The organism is Peribacillus sp. FW305-BF15 (genome assembly GCF_058783805.1).
The window spans coordinates 63056-78742 of the sequence record NZ_JBYSYV010000027.1 but is presented as its reverse complement, the minus strand read 5'-3'; the positions used below and the strand labels follow the sequence as shown (position 1 = coordinate 78742).

Genomic DNA, 15687 nt, shown 5'->3' with positions numbered 1-15687 from the left:
GGGCTATAGCCAAGCGGTAAGGCAACGGATTTTGATTCCGTCATGCGAAGGTTCGATCCCTTCTAGCCCAGCCATTTGCGGAAGTAGTTCAGTGGTAGAATACAACCTTGCCAAGGTTGGGGTCGCGGGTTCGAATCCCGTCTTCCGCTTAATATATTTTAAATTCCTTAGGGGCCTTAGCTCAGCTGGGAGAGCGCCTGCCTTGCACGCAGGAGGTCAGCGGTTCGATCCCGCTAGGCTCCACCATCAACTACATACACCAAAACTTACGTCTTAAGCCAAAAATGGTTTAAGACTTTTTTTTGTTTAAGGCATAGTTGGGTAAACTAATCCCCAGAAAGATATTTTTTCACAAAAAACATATGTTATCGGAAAACGTGCATCTTTATACATGGAAATGTCGAGTTGAACCAATTGGCATATACGATATAAAATGGTGGAAAGGGGGAATTGTATGTCTATTCAGAAAATTTCCGTCATCGGATTGCCCATGGACCTTGGTCAAGCAAGGCGAGGGGTGGATATGGGACCTAGTGCCATCCGCTGCGCAGAGATTGTCGAGCGTCTTGAAAAGTTGAATATAGAAGTAGAGGATTTAGGGGATATAATTGTAGGGCGTCCTGAAAATGCAGATGAGCCCGGGACAAATTTAAAAAACTTACAGCTTGTAGCAAAAGGTAATACCCAGTTAGCTACAAGAGTTGATGAAATAATAGAAGAAGGTTCCTTTCCGCTTGTATTGGGAGGAGACCATTCAATAGCGATAGGCACACTGGCAGGAGTCGCAAAGCACTATGAGAATCTAGGTGTGATTTGGTACGATGCACATGGCGATTTAAATACGGAAGATACTTCACCATCAGGAAATATACACGGGATGCCCTTGGCTGTCAGTATTGGGATTGGCCATCCGGACCTGATCAATATACATGGTTTTGCTCCAAAAGTGAAACCGGAAAACATCGTAATCATTGGAGCGAGGTCATTGGATGAAGGGGAAAAGGAACTTATCCGTGAGAAAGGGATTAAAGTATTCACGATGCATGAGATCGACCGGTTGGGAATGACACGGGTCATGGAAGAATGCATTGATTATTTAAGGGAAAGAACGGATGGCGTCCACCTTTCACTGGATTTGGATGGAGTGGACCCAGCAGATGCACCCGGAGTCGGGACCCCGGTGATTGGTGGTATAAGTTATCGGGAAAGTCATTTGGCCATGGAAATGCTTGCGGAATCCAACTTGATTACATCCGCTGAATTCGTTGAAGTGAATCCCATTTTAGATGAGCGAAATAAAACGGCAATCGTTGCCGTGGCCTTAATGGGTTCGCTATTTGGAGAAAAATTATTATAACTAATAATTAAAAGAAACAGTAACCGGCTTGTAATGGGTTACTGTTTTTTATATGCTAGAAGACGTAGGTTTATTTACCAGGGTGTATGTAACAGAAACATATCTATAGATAAATGGTTGCAATTTTCTATCCATATTCACTTGAGAGCACGTCTGTCCATGAGATCTTCATTTTTAGTCAAATGGATGTATTGAATGATTAAAGAATCCAGTTTGCTGCTAACTTCAATAACTTCATTATCCACCATGGAAGAACGGGAAGCCAAAAACATCATTTTCTGTCTGCATTGTTCAATATGGTCTAAAATTTGTTCAGTACTCATATAGAGAATCACTCCTTTGGATTTTACAATTTCTTACTATATAGCCCTGTTTTTTTTTTCTTAAACATAAAATGTAAAACTTTGTTAAAATTAATGTATTAAATTTTTGAAACCTTTCAGCTTACGATTCGTAGTAATCGTATAGCCGCATGAGCGGGGGTAATACCGGAAAATGGATGCACTCATTAAAGAGAGAATTAATCAAGTATTAAAAGGAGACCATAATGCCTTTGGTGAAATTGTCGAAATTTACAAGGACAAAGTTTTCCAAATATGTTTCAGGATGCTCGGAAACAGGCAAGAAGCAGAAGATTTGGCTCAAGAGGCCTTTGTAAGGGCCTACGTGAACATTCGAAGTTTCAATATAACAATGAAATTTTCTACATGGTTATATCGGATTGCGACCAATCTTTGTATTGACCGGCTTCGCAAGAAAAAACCGGACTACTATCTGGATGCAGAGGTGGCAGGAACAGAGGGATTGAATATGTATTCCCAAATTGCATCGGATATGGCGAAACCCGAGGAAGAGGTTGAATCATTAGAACTGCAGGAAACCATTCAAGTGGAAATAATGAAATTGCCCGAGAAATACCGATCGGTAATCGTATTGAAGTATATTGAAGAGTTATCTCTAAAGGAAATCAGTGAGATACTCGATTTGCCGGTCGGTACGGTTAAGACGAGGATACATCGCGGTCGCGAAGCCTTGCGTAAACAACTACGCCATTTATAAAAAGAAGGTGAGAAAAATGAACTGCCATGAGGAAATCATTGAATATATGCATGATTATTTAGATGAGGACATCAAACCGGAGCATAAAGAAGTTTTACGGGAGCACTTGCATGACTGTGCTGAATGCCGGGATTACTTTCATGAAATGAAAAAGGCGGTCGCTCTTGTACAAAGCACTTCCCATATAAAGGCCCCGGATGATTTTACAGCGAAGGTTATGGCTCAATTGCCAAAGGAAACGAAAACAACAGGTGCCAAACGTTGGTTCAAAAGCCATCCTTTCATGACAGCGGCAGCGATGTTCATCATATTGATGACAGGATCTGTTTTTTCCAATTATAATCAGGACGAACATTTTTCAGTTTCAAAGCAGCCTAACTTAGTGGTCGAAGGTGAAACGGTTATTGTGCCTGAGGGTGAGACAATCAAGGGAAATGTGGTAGTTCAAAATGGTAATATTCAAATAGATGGTGAAGTAGAGGGAGATGTGACAGTCATAAATGGGCATAAGTATATGTCTAAAGCAGGTAATGTGACCGGAAGCATCTATGTTATTGACCAAGCTTTTGAGTGGATGTGGTATAAAGTGAAGGACACTGCAACCTCGTTGGTTCCTGCCAAAGAGGAGAAAAAGGAATAAGGAATAGAAGCTGGGCAGGGGCATCGTTTTTGATTTGCGATGACTTCGCCCAGCTTTATTTTTTAAAGGAAGCGGAACCATTTTTAATGGTTCTTTTTTCCTGTGTAAATTTCTCACACTAGTTTTTAGATGAATCATTTAAAAAATGGTATACTATTAAGGTTATTGTAAATAAAGATTGTAATTGGTATTTGGAGTAATACTGACTGGAGGAAACAACATGTCTTTAACCAATTTGACTGTTTGGGACTATGTAGTAAATTTCATTGATATTCTCCTTGTATGGTTTGTGATATATAAATTGTTAACTATTATTCGAGGCACGAAGGCTATTCAGCTGCTAAAAGGAATTTTTGTAATTGTCATTGTAAAAAGCTTAAGCAACCTGTTTGGTTTCAATACACTCGGATGGTTAATGGCACAAGTCATGAATTGGGGAGTATTGGCAATTCTCGTCATTTTTCAACCTGAACTGAGAAGGGCACTTGAACAATTAGGACGCGGGAAGCTCTTTGCAAGGGGCACCGTTCCAGAAGAGAATCAGCAAGAGCGTTTAGTCGAGGAAATCCTAAAGGCGTCCACCTATATGGCAAAAAGGCGGATTGGTGCCTTGATTACGATAGAAAAAGGTACGGAGCTGGGAGATTATGTTGAAACGGGGATACCCCTGAAATCCTATATTTCTTCAGAACTGCTCATTAATATCTTCATCCCTAATACGCCGCTCCATGATGGTGCAGTTATTTTACAAAATAACCAGGTGGCAGCTGCCGCTTGCTATTTGCCATTATCGGAGAGTCCATTCATATCAAAGGAACTTGGCACACGGCATAGGGCAGCCATAGGCATGAGTGAAGTTACGGATAGTCTGACGATTGTCGTATCAGAAGAAACGGGAGGAATATCCGTCACTAAAAACGGGGAACTTTACCGGGATTTGAATCAAGAATCATTTAGGGCCATGCTTACAAGTGAACTGGTAGTGGAAAATATCAAATCAACTTCCTCAAGCATCTTTAACTGGAGGGGGAAAAAGAATGGATAAATTCACCAATAGCGCTTGGTTTATGAGAATCGTAGCTTTTGCCTTGGCAGCACTTTTGTTCATTTCCATTAACTTTGAGATGGAGTCGGATAAAAAATCCCTTGGTTTATCGACTGCCCCTGAAATCAGTACGGAGACCATCGAAAATGTACCGGTTGAAGTGTACTATGACCGTGAGAATCTAGTGGTGAGCGGGGTGCCTGAAACAGTTGATGTTACTCTAAAGGGAGCAAAAAGCCTATTGATTAATGCGAAAAACCAAAGGGATTTTAAAGTGTATGTTGACCTTTCTGATCCTGCAATCTCAATGGGGGACAGAACTGTCACATTTAAAATAAGTGATTTGAATGAAAAGTTAGTGGCGACGATCGATCCGGAATATGCGGAAGTCAACGTTCAGGAACGGGTGACGAAGGAATTCTCCGTTGAGGCCGAGTATAACAGCTCTTTACTTGAAGAGGGGTATACAGCTGGTCAGCCAACAGTCAGCCCGAAAACTGTTAAAATAACGGGTGCTAAAGATGCAATTGAACAAATTTCCTATGTAAAGGCAAACCTTGAAATAAGTAAGGGACTTAACGAAACGGTGAACAGCAAGGCAACCGTTAAAGCCTTGGACAGGGATTTGAATAAGCTGGATGTGACGATCGAGCCATCTTCTGTTGCCGTTTCCTTAAAAGTGAGCATTCCTTCCAAGACGGTGTCGATAGCACCGAAGCAAACCGGCAAGGCAAAGGATGGAATCAGGATCACGAGTATAAGTGTCGATCCAAAAGAGGTCACCTTATTTGGTTCGGAAACGAGCCTGGAGAAAATAGATGAAATAAATCTTCCTGTAAACATCTCGAAAATTGATGGTGATACAGAACTGGAACTCGATCTTAATAAACCGGATAGTGTACAAAAAATGTCCTTGGGTAAGGCGCAGGTCAAGATTCGTACAGAAAAAGTTGATGTAGATGAAGAGAATGCAGAGCCAGTCGTGGAAGAGGAAGAACCAGAAACCGAACAAAAACAAGAAGAACAAGTAGTTGAAGAAAAACCAGAACCAGAAGAAGAAGATGAACCGGCTGCCATTGAGTCCAAAACTTTCAGCAATATACAAATAGTTCCTGTGGGCATACGGGATGACCAAGATGCCGAATTGGAATCCGATGTAACAAGCATCACTTTGCTTGGTGAGGCGGATGATTTGAAGAAAATAACTAAAGACGACATTAATCTTACAGTAGATGTGAGTAATTTAGATGAAGGTACGCATGATGTGGATCTGGCGGTAACAGTGCCTGAGGGAGTGGAATGGGAGCTGGATTCTAAAACGGTTTCGGTCACCATCACACAAAAAGACGAAGAGACATGACCTTCCTTTAACATCATCATTAAATTCAGTAACGATTCGAAGAAGGAGCGATAAAGATGGGTAAATATTTTGGAACAGACGGAGTAAGGGGTATAGCGAATAGCGAGTTAACACCGGAGTTGGCATTTAAACTAGGCCGTTTTGGTGGCTACGTTCTTACTAGAAATACAGAAAAACCCAAAGTGCTTATAGGGCGCGATACTCGTATTTCAGGTGAAATGCTGGAAGGTGCGCTTGTTGCAGGTCTTTTATCCATTGGGGCTGAAGTGATGCGCCTGGGTGTCATTTCGACACCGGGAGTAGCCTATTTAACAAAGGCCTTAAGTGCTGAAGCAGGTGTCATGATCTCCGCTTCGCATAATCCGGTAGCGGATAATGGCATTAAATTCTTTGGACCGGATGGATTTAAGTTATCCGATGATCAAGAAGCGGAAATTGAAGCACTATTAGATAAGGAAAAGGATGAGCTTCCACGCCCGGTTGGCGGAGATTTAGGCCATTTGAATGATTATTTCGAAGGAGGGCAAAAGTATCTCCAGTATTTGAAACAATCAGTGGATGAAGATTTTACAGGCATTCATGTTGCTCTTGATTGTGCACATGGGGCTACATCTGCCTTGGCCATGCATTTGTTTGCAGATCTTGATGCAGACATCTCTACAATGGGGGCATCGCCCAATGGCTTGAACATTAATGATAAGGTAGGTTCCACCCACCCTGAGGCACTTGCTGAATTCTTAAAAGAAAAAGGTGCGGATGTTGGGCTTGCATTTGATGGCGACGGAGACCGCGTCATTGCAATAGATGAAAAAGGAAATATAGTGGACGGCGACCAAATCATGTATATCTGTGCGAAATACTTGAAAGATAATAACCGTTTGAAACAGGGAACAGTGGTTTCTACGATCATGAGCAACCTTGGTTTTTATAAAGGTCTTGAAGAGCATGGTATACAAAGCGCCCAGACGGCAGTGGGGGATCGCTATGTGGTCGAGGAGATGCGTAAAGGCGGCTATAACCTTGGCGGAGAGCAATCCGGACATATCATCTTCCTGGACTATAACACGACAGGAGATGGCTTATTGACGGGCTTGCAGCTTGTGAACATCATGAGCGACACCCAAAAAACCTTATCCGAGCTCGCTGGCGAGATGAAGAAATATCCACAAACGCTGGTCAATGTCAGAGTAACCGATAAGCACGCAGTAACAGATAATGAAAAGGTACAGGAAGTCATCAAGGCAGTCGAAGGGGAAATGAACGGAAACGGCCGCATTTTGGTGAGACCATCCGGTACTGAACCTCTAGTCCGTGTTATGGCTGAAGCACCGACAGCTGAGGAATGCACTAATTATGTAGAGCGCATCGTCGCAGTTGTAAGAGCGGAAATGGGAATGAACGAATAACTAATCCTATGCATAAAAGGAACGAAATTTCCTTTTATGCATATTTTTATAAAGAAGTCTTTTTTGTTGGTAAAGGTAATTAAGAATTGACCTATGTCCCTTGTTTAAGGTATGATTATCCTGATTTACAACTCACTTTCTAAAAATGGTTGTTTTAAAAAGGAGGGTAGGCAAGGAGAGAATGGATTCACAAAAGCGCCTGAACTAAGTCTGGACGAGAAATGACTTAGTTGACGAGGAGGAGGTTTATCGAATGATCGGCGGATACCTCCCGGCTGAAGTGCACAGCCGCAATAATTCCAATCTTAAAACAGTAGGGCAACTTACTGCACAAAGGGTCGGAAATGCACAATGGGAAAAAGTGCTTTAGGGCATTTCCTTTATAAAAATATATATCAGAGATGAGGGGGCAGGGATGCCCCCGTGCATTCCTGTTCCCTCGAATCGGTTGGAGGAACAGAAATTATGTGTGGAATTGTTGGATATATTGGACTTAACGATGCAAAGGAAATTTTATTAAAAGGTCTTGAAAAACTTGAATACCGCGGTTATGACTCTTCAGGGATTGCTGTGAGAAATGAAGCAGGAGTGACAATCTTTAAGGAAAAGGGAAGAATAGCGGACTTACGAGCAGCCGTGGATGAAAATACTATGGCGCATACCGGAATTGGACATACGCGCTGGGCTACACATGGTGTGCCAAGCCGTGAAAATGCCCATCCTCACCAAAGTAATTCAGGTCGATTGACTTTAGTTCATAATGGTGTCATTGAAAACTATGCGATTCTAAAACGTGAATATTTGAAGGATGTTGCCTTTAAAAGTGAAACGGATACGGAAGTCATCGTTCAACTCATAGAGAAGTTCGTGAACGAGGGTATGGAAGTGGAAGAGGCGTTCCGTCAAACACTCACTCTATTAGAGGGTTCATATGCCATTGCCCTATTGGATGCTGAAAATGATGAAACCATCTTAGTCGCCAAAAATAAAAGCCCGCTGCTGATCGGTGTCGGAAAAGACTTTAACGTTGTCGCTTCGGATGCAATGGCGATGCTGCAAGTCACAGATCAATTCCTTGAACTGATGGATAAGGAAATGGTTATCGTGACAAATGAAAAGGTAACGATCAAGAACCTTTCCAACGAAGAAGTCATGCGTGCTCCTTACACGGCTGAACTGGATGCAAGTGATATTGAAAAAGGTACGTATCCTCACTATATGCTCAAGGAAGTCGACGAGCAGCCAGCCGTAATACGTAAAATCATTCAAGCATACCAAAATGAAGAAGGTAAACTTGCAATCGACTATAACATTACTGAAGCCGTAAGTGAGGCTGACCGTATTTATATCATCGCTTGCGGAACCAGCTATCATGCAGGGTTGATTGGTAAGCAATTCATCGAAAAAATGACTGAAATTCCTGTTGAGGTCCATGTGGCATCGGAATTCACTTACAATATGCCGTTATTATCGAAAAAACCGCTATTCATCTTCATTTCACAAAGTGGTGAAACTGCAGATAGCCGTGCCGTGTTAGTGTCCATCAAAGCGCTTGGTCATAAAGCCCTGACCATCACGAACGTACCTGGCTCTACATTGTCACGTGAAGCGGATTATACGCTCTTGCTGCATGCTGGTCCTGAAATTGCCGTAGCCTCTACAAAGGCCTACACAGCCCAAGTGGCAGTCTTATCCATTTTGGCGAATGTAACTGGCCAATTCCGTAACATGGAGTACGGTTTCGACCTTGTAAAAGAGCTTGGAATCGTTGCGACGGCTATGGAAGCACTATGTGATTCGAAAGAAGAGATGGAAGACATCGCCCGTGAATATTTGTCCGTTACGAGAAACTGCTTCTTCATCGGCCGTTCCCTTGACTACTATGTTGTACTTGAAGGGGCACTTAAGCTGAAGGAGATCTCTTACATCCAGGCGGAAGGCTTTGCTGGCGGAGAGCTTAAACATGGAACGATTGCCTTGATTGAAGAAGGTACACCTGTCATAGCCCTTGCTACTCAAGCAGGCGTCAACTTAAGCATCCGTGGTAATGTGAAGGAAGTGGTTGCCCGTGGCGCCAACCCTTGCATCATTTCCATGAAGGGTCTGGAAGAAGAGGATGACCGTTTCGTCATCCCGGAAGTGAATGAACTATTAACACCCCTTATCTCTGTTATCCCGCTGCAGCTCATTGCCTACTACGCAGCCTTGCACCGCGAATGTGACGTGGATAAACCGCGTAATCTCGCGAAAAGTGTAACGGTTGAGTAAGTTGGAATGAATGCAATGTAGATTATAAAAGGTTGCGAAGCTTTACCCCTTTGGCTATGATTAGCCAAAGGGGTATTTTTATGTTTAAAACAACGAGAACCTCTCAAGTTGACAAGTTGATTAGAAGACCGAGGTAATATGAATCGGTGTGCAGTGTAATATAATCTATCAAATCCATCAGTAGGTAGTCATGGCATCCATTAGAGCAATGTTAATGATCTTCCTATGATGCATTGTTGAAAGAAACCCATATTGGCATTAAATTTAGGTGATGTTGAAAATGAAGTCTTCATAAAATTTTTTTTATTTAGGAGAGAATAGCATGGAAGTCTTTGCAGAATTTTTAGCGAATATTGATAACCCGCAACATAGGGAACGAACGGAAGAAGTCCTGGCTTGGGTAACTAAGAAATTTCCAAATCTAATGCCGAAGATTGCGTGGAATCAGCCTATGTTTACCGATCATGACACATATATTATTGGCTTTAGTGTAGCCAAACATCATTTGGCTGTTGCTCCTGAAAAGGCAGGGATCGATCACTTCTCTGATGAAATCGTGCAGGCTGGCTATGATCACACCAAGCAGTTGGTACGTATCAAGTGGGACAGTCCGGTTGATTACTCATTACTTGAGAAAATGATTGAGTATAATATTTTTGATAAAGCAGACTGTTCAACTTTTTGGCGGAAATAAGTAAAAATCGGAGGGTGGGCTGAATCTCTATTAAAGTGTCCATTATTCGGGGTTCTGTTCAATATTAGAAGTGAAACGATGTGGTTCTGAGGATATAAGCTCTCCAGATATGCCGCCTGATCTAGCTCCATAGGCAAAAAGGCAGATTCTCCATCCTTAATGACCTTACCTTTACGGTTGCGACTCCATAAATAGTTTAAGTTCAAAAAAAGCACAGGGATTTCCAAATTTGGAACTACTTGTGCTTTTGTTTTTTGATAAAATCGAGAGAACAAATATTACAACCAAACTACTTAAGATATTAAATCAAAAATTCATAAGGGGTATCCAAGGAAAAAATATTAGGTGGGGTGAAGAAATGAAGAAGTTATTATACCTTTTTATATTAATAATTCCTGCATTTTGGTTTGGATTTAGTCCAATATCAACCTTTGCAAGTTCTCCAACTGAATTAAAAGAGGAAAGCCAATCAGGTGAGTTTCTGACAGAATATACAACTCTATCAGGCTCTGATGTACTTTTAGATCAAGAAATACCTATACTTGTAGATGAAAAAACAGGAGAAATCACGAATAATAGAATTGGTATATCTCCAGTCTGTGCTACTTGTAATCGGTATACTTGGAAAACAGCCACAGATAAACGACAATCAAGTGTCTTTCACAAAAAAGTGACTGATACTACAAACTGGAGTCTTAACCTTACCTTCAAGGTAGAGATAGCTGGTAAATTAGTTATTTCTGGTGGCGGAGAAAAGGTATATTCGGCAACGAAAAAATGGAACCAATACAAAGAAACATGGAAATTGACTGGCACTCTAAAAACATATAGTCCAACTGGTAATTTGATAAAAACAGAGCAAAGAAATGCAACTTACATTAAATATAAAAAAGTGGCAATAAAATAAGTTGAAAAAAGTGCAAATACAAACTCTTATTCTAAAAAATGACTTCTTTGAAATTATTGTATAGCAAAGGGGTAAGAATGGATATTGATATTAAGCAAACACATCGCTTTATATTATATATAACAATACTAATTATGATTATTTTTCCTTTTGCCCAACTTACATTACAAGAACTTTTTTTGCAAATAAACAAACAATTATTTTTCTTTATAAGTAAACTGGTTATTATCTATATTCTTTTTCTTTTCTTAAAAAAGAAAAAAATAACCTTATCGAGCATTAGGCTTAATAAGGTACATATAAAATATATTCTTTTTGGTATGTTAATGGGTAGTATAGCTCACATGCTGACTGTGTTTTTTGGTAGGACCCAACATTATCTACTAACGGGCGAATGGCTTACTGCTGAAAAAATTGTTTGTACACTTATGGAAAGTAGTAAAAACATAAGTTTTTACAGTATTATGATGATTGGCTTTTCAGTGGCGATTAGTGAAGAAATTCTTTTTAGGGGTATATTATTAAAACAATATCAGAGAATGAACATAAAATCGGCCATAATTTTAAGTGCTTTTATTTTTAGCATTTATCATATGACGGTAGGAAATTTTATTTTTGCATTTGTAATGGGTATTTCTCTTGCACTATTAACCATCTATACTGGGAGCATCGTTCCGGCTATCTTTTTTCACTTTTTGGTGAATGAAATAATGAGGACCATCATGCATTTCCCAGAAAAGGTTACAGAAACTTATTTTCAGATAATGGTGTCGCCAATTACTACTATAACAGGTTTAATATTCTTTCTATCTATATTAACTTTTTTATTTATAAAGGTAAGAAAAAATAATCAATTTCAAAGTGAAAAAGTTATATTCTTTGATGGATATATTATTTTGTTGTTTTTGATGTATGTTCTTTTCCTAGCAATAAAATAAAGTTTAATCAAAGATAATACAGGTATTATAACGATTTCATTTATGAGGAGTGTCCATATTTATTGCCACCAACAATTTTTCCGGCTTGTTAAACGTTGGGTATCAAATTCATTTTTTGTACCCAACGTTTATAATATAAGTAATACTAGCATCATTAAAATTATCCAATTCCTATTTCAATCTTTTAAGGAAGTTTCCGCAAAATATCAAACAATCGCCTGCTTTTAGTAGAAGTGTCGATATTATAATATAATCATCAACGAACGGGCAGTGTTTTTAAAAATAGCAGCAGCATGAATGATTTAAAAAGGTTTTTAACAATCACAAAACCCTCACGAAATAGGAAGCAGAATGGTGAAGGTCGTTCCCTTTTCGAGTTCGCTTTTCACGGATATGTTCCCTTCATGCATCTCTATAATCTTTTTCACGATGGATAGTCCTAAACCGCTGCCGCTTTTTGAGCGTTCCCTTGCCAGGTCGGCTTTATAGAATCGCTCGAATATATGGAACTGGTCGGTTTCGGAAATGCCGATTCCATTGTCGGATATCGTTATGGATGCCAGGCTATCAATCTGTTGTAATCGAATCGTGATCTTTCCGCGATGGCGGGTGAATTTGATGCTATTGTGTATTAAATTTGTCCATACTTGGCTCATCAAATCCTGGTCTGCCACTATTGGAATCTTTTCCAAGGCTATGTCCAATTCGAGTTCTTTTTCCAACCAAGCGGGTTCACAAGCCAAAATAATGGTCCGTATTTGCTGATCCAGCCGGAAATCTGTCCTTTCAAAAGGATGATGCTCGGATTCAAGGGATGTAAGCTTTAGAAGGTTATCACTTAATTTGGATAATCTCCTGCTCTCTGTCTCTATTATATGAAGATAATGATTTCGTTCTTCGATTGTCAGCTTATTAAATTGAAGTGCTTGGGCAAATCCTACAATGGAGGTAAGGGGCGACTGTATTTCATGTGAGACGTTAGAGATGAACTCCTGCCGCATTTCTTCCATTTGCTTCAATTGTTTGGCCATGTGATTGAAATGGTTAATGATATCGGTCATTTCGTTTCTCTTGTCCATATTAAAATCCAGTTGTACATTATAATCGCCATTTGCTATTTTCCTTAAGGCATCTATGATTTCGAGGTATATATTTACCCGTTTATTATGATGGATAGCATGGATAAGGCGACCAATTAATATCATGATTGCGATGCTTGTCACGATTGTAGCCAGATACCGAACATAATTGGTTAACCTTAAGGGCAAAAGCTCAATGATATAGTACCCGGCGGAAAAGGAAATTGAAATAAACGTTACAAAAAACAGCATGCCAAGCATTTGTTTGTAAAATCGATTGCCTCTCATCTCGTTATCTCCAAACGGTAGCCCAATCCCCAAATCGTTTTAATCCGGAAGGGGAATTCCGATTCAGGAAACCGTTCCCTCACTCTTTTTATATGAACATCGACAGTTCGTTCATCCCCTTCATAATCATAGCCCCAAATGTCTTCGATAAGATCTTCCCTGGAAAAAGTTTTTCCGGGATAGCTTGCTAATTTAAACAGCAATTCGAATTCTTTTAATGGAATCGTATATTCCTGTTCTTTGAATGACATTTCATGCGTGTTACGATTCATCTTTAATTCGCCGATATTTAATGTTTGTGAAATAGTGATTTTATACCGTTTTAATAATGCCTTTATTCTAAGAACCAATTCGATCGGTTCAAATGGCTTTACAAGATAATCATCTGCCCCAAGCCCGAATCCTTTTACTTTTTGTGTTGTTTCCCCTTTTGCAGTCAGCATTAAAATGGGGATATCACTAAATTCCCGTAACTCTTTGCATAATTGCCATCCATCCATGTTAGGCATCATAATATCGATGACTGCCAAATCGATTTTCACTTTTTCCATTACTTTCAATGCTTGCATTCCATCTGACGCTTCATATAGATCAAAGCCTTCTTTTCTTAACAACAGGTTTATAAGTTCGCGAATATGTGCATCATCATCGACTATCAATATTTTTGTCATCCATCTTCTTTCCTTTCGGCGAATTAGGCCAGTTCAAGCTTGTGCAACTGCTGTTCAGCAAATTCGCGATATAATGAGTGCGTATTATATAGCTCTTTATGTGTTCCGCTGCCTGTTATTTTCCCTTTTTCAAGGAAGATGATTTGATCCGAACCGATAACGGTCGATAGGCGGTGGGCGATGACTATTGTTGTTCTTCCTTTCATTAAGTGATTTAATGCCTGTTGAACCACTTTTTCTGATTTGCTGTCCAGGCTGGAGGTAGCCTCATCCAGCATTAATATTTTCGGGTTTCTTAAAAATGCACGGGCGATTGCAATTCTTTGTCTTTGACCGCCTGATAATTTCATGCCCCTTTCACCGACCTCTGTATCATATCCGTTCGGAAGCTCAGAAATGAATTGATCTGCATACGCCATTTTAGCCACTTGATTTAATTCATCATCTGTTATATCCCGATTGATGCCATAACAAATATTATCTCGAATTGTACCGGATACAATCGGGCTTTCCTGTGAAACATATCCAATCTGGCTTCTCCATGAAAGCAGTGTGAAATCATTTATGGATGTCCCGCCTATGGATATGGATCCTTCCTGTGGTTTGTAGAAACGCTCGAATAATGAAAAAAGGGTCGTTTTTCCGCTGCCGCTTGGGCCGACTATTGCAGTGACCTTACCGGCCTCAACGTTAAAGCTTATATCTTTAAGTACCTGTTCTCCATTATTGTAACTATAGTTCAGGTGATCCACGCTGATGGATTGACTCATATTTTGAACGTGCTGCTTCGCATCTTCTTCCTCCACAGAATCCAGAATGGAAATGATGCGCTCTGTTGCACCCGTTGCTTTTTGGAATTGTGTAAAGAAACTGGCCAATTGAGCCATTGGCATGATTATTTGGAAAAGATACATGATGAAAGCAACTAAAGCCCCAGCAGTCAGTGCTCCTGAAGAAACACGCATTCCCCCATAACCTAAAATCAGAACGAGTAATGCCATCATGACAAAACTCATTAGCGGCGCAATCAACGCTTGGATTTTTGCCTCTTTCAATCCGAATTGAAATAATTTCTGGATTCCTTTTTGGCCATTTTGATATTCCAAAGCTTCTGCATTTGATGCTTTAACAAGACGTATTTCCGTTAGAACCTGCTGAAGGACTGCGGTGAAGCTTGCTGTCTCGTCCTGCATCCCTTTTGATATTTTGTGCATTTTTTTCCCTAACGGCATTAATATCAAAACAGAGAGCGGAATTGCAGTGAACATCAATAATGTCATTTTCCAATCCAGTACGAATAACACGATCATGGAACCTACGATGGAAATGATTCCTGTAACGAAATTAGAGAGATGTTCAGAGATTAATCCCTTCACTACAGTTGTATCATTTGTCATTCGGCTGACTGTTTCCCCCGATGGATGATCATCAAAATAACTCACGGGTAATACGAGTAATTTTTTCCATAGTTGATCGCGGATACCTGCCACTACGGATTGACCGATCCGATTTAATAAATAGATGGAAAATCCACTGGCCAATGCTTGAACAATGATGGCAACAACGAGAAGTGTAATTCTTTCAGCGTTTAGTGAACTGACTGAAAAATCATTGATTAGATTTTTTGTGAATAATGGGACTAATAAAGCTACACCCGTTGTGCCTAGGCTTAATGCTAATGCAATCCCTATCATTAGTTTGGAAGGCTTCGTTTGTTGAACCAATCGAATGAACTGGCGCCATCCTTTTTGTTTTTTTGCTTCTGACATATGTAAATACATCCTTTCTCGATTTTCATTACAAAGAAGTATATAAAGAAGTTATGAATTGAATATGAACGAGTCTTAGTTATTCCACGAAAATTTTGGTGAACCTTTTCTGAATTATAAATTTGCAAAAATATGGCAGACACTTAAAGTAGTGTTTGCTTTTTTTCATGAAGATACAAGGAAATTAAATATTCGATGGTTAACGG

14 protein-coding genes and 2 tRNA genes are annotated in these 15687 nt (G+C 40.0%); 12 read left to right on the top strand and 4 right to left on the bottom strand.

The features are described 5' to 3' along the window. Positions 1–77: 77 nt before the first annotated feature. The 3 genes from AC3WLU_RS22675 to rocF all read left to right on the top strand — a co-directional run bounded on the left by AC3WLU_RS22675 (position 78) and on the right by rocF (position 1357). Positions 78–149, top strand: a tRNA-Gly gene (locus AC3WLU_RS22675). 21 nt (positions 150–170) lie between these two features. Continuing rightward, a tRNA-Ala gene (locus AC3WLU_RS22670) sits at positions 171–246 on the top strand. Positions 247–454: 208 nt separating this feature from the next. Then, a complete protein-coding gene (gene rocF, locus AC3WLU_RS22665) occupies positions 455–1357 on the top strand; it encodes an arginase (protein ID WP_057276360.1) in 903 nt (300 codons plus the stop codon). Positions 1358–1494: 137 nt separating this feature from the next. On the opposite strand, the gene AC3WLU_RS22660 is transcribed toward rocF, so the two are convergent. Beyond that, positions 1495–1680 (bottom strand): aspartyl-phosphate phosphatase Spo0E family protein, encoded by a 186-nt coding sequence (locus AC3WLU_RS22660; RefSeq protein WP_048685725.1) that lies wholly within the window; start codon positions 1678–1680, stop codon positions 1495–1497. Between the two features lie 172 nt (positions 1681–1852). On the opposite strand from AC3WLU_RS22660, the gene sigW reads away from it, so the two are divergent. From sigW to AC3WLU_RS22615, 9 genes are all read left to right on the top strand, one after another. After that, positions 1853–2416 (top strand): RNA polymerase sigma factor SigW, encoded by a 564-nt coding sequence (gene sigW, locus AC3WLU_RS22655; protein WP_048685727.1) that lies wholly within the window; start codon positions 1853–1855, stop codon positions 2414–2416. 16 nt (positions 2417–2432) lie between these two features. Beyond that, complete coding sequence (locus AC3WLU_RS22650; protein WP_492597974.1) at positions 2433–3056, top strand: zf-HC2 domain-containing protein; 624 nt, start codon at positions 2433–2435, stop codon at positions 3054–3056. Between the two features lie 220 nt (positions 3057–3276). Beyond that, positions 3277–4101: a diadenylate cyclase CdaA gene (gene cdaA / locus AC3WLU_RS22645; protein ID WP_034304935.1), complete on the top strand. Its 825-nt coding sequence runs from the start codon at positions 3277–3279 to the stop codon at positions 4099–4101. After that, a complete protein-coding gene (locus tag AC3WLU_RS22640) occupies positions 4094–5461 on the top strand; it encodes a CdaR family protein (RefSeq protein WP_057276359.1) in 1368 nt (455 codons plus the stop codon). The genes cdaA and AC3WLU_RS22640 overlap by 8 nt, the downstream gene beginning before the upstream one ends. A gap of 56 nt (positions 5462–5517) precedes the next feature. Then, positions 5518–6867, top strand: a complete 1350-nt coding sequence (glmM, locus tag AC3WLU_RS22635; protein WP_063574534.1) for a phosphoglucosamine mutase — start codon at positions 5518–5520, stop codon at positions 6865–6867. A 465-nt stretch (positions 6868–7332) separates the two neighbouring features. Continuing rightward, a complete protein-coding gene (gene glmS / locus AC3WLU_RS22630; protein WP_034304927.1) occupies positions 7333–9135 on the top strand; it encodes a glutamine--fructose-6-phosphate transaminase (isomerizing) in 1803 nt (600 codons plus the stop codon). A 322-nt stretch (positions 9136–9457) separates the two neighbouring features. Next, positions 9458–9829 (top strand): iron chaperone, encoded by a 372-nt coding sequence (locus AC3WLU_RS22625; RefSeq protein WP_054400560.1) that lies wholly within the window; start codon positions 9458–9460, stop codon positions 9827–9829. A 358-nt stretch (positions 9830–10187) separates the two neighbouring features. Further along, positions 10188–10736 (top strand): hypothetical protein, encoded by a 549-nt coding sequence (locus AC3WLU_RS22620; RefSeq protein ID WP_492597973.1) that lies wholly within the window; start codon positions 10188–10190, stop codon positions 10734–10736. 77 nt (positions 10737–10813) lie between these two features. Further along, positions 10814–11674 (top strand): CPBP family intramembrane glutamic endopeptidase, encoded by an 861-nt coding sequence (locus tag AC3WLU_RS22615; RefSeq protein ID WP_492597972.1) that lies wholly within the window; start codon positions 10814–10816, stop codon positions 11672–11674. Positions 11675–12006: 332 nt separating this feature from the next. Here the strand turns inward: AC3WLU_RS22615 and AC3WLU_RS22610 are convergent, their stop codons facing one another. Genes AC3WLU_RS22610 through AC3WLU_RS22600 form a run of 3 tightly spaced genes read right to left on the bottom strand, consistent with a single transcriptional unit; the run spans position 12007 to position 15493 of the window. Continuing rightward, entirely contained in the window at positions 12007–13041 is a 1035-nt protein-coding gene (locus tag AC3WLU_RS22610) for a sensor histidine kinase (RefSeq protein ID WP_492597971.1), read from the bottom strand. Next, on the bottom strand, positions 13038–13712 hold the full coding sequence (locus tag AC3WLU_RS22605) for a response regulator (RefSeq protein WP_034304920.1): 675 nt from the start codon (positions 13710–13712) through the stop codon (positions 13038–13040). The genes AC3WLU_RS22610 and AC3WLU_RS22605 overlap by 4 nt, the downstream gene beginning before the upstream one ends. 23 nt (positions 13713–13735) lie before the next feature. Further along, positions 13736–15493, bottom strand: a complete 1758-nt coding sequence (locus AC3WLU_RS22600) for an ABC transporter ATP-binding protein (protein WP_411739342.1) — start codon at positions 15491–15493, stop codon at positions 13736–13738. Between the last annotated feature and the right edge of the window lie 194 nt (positions 15494–15687).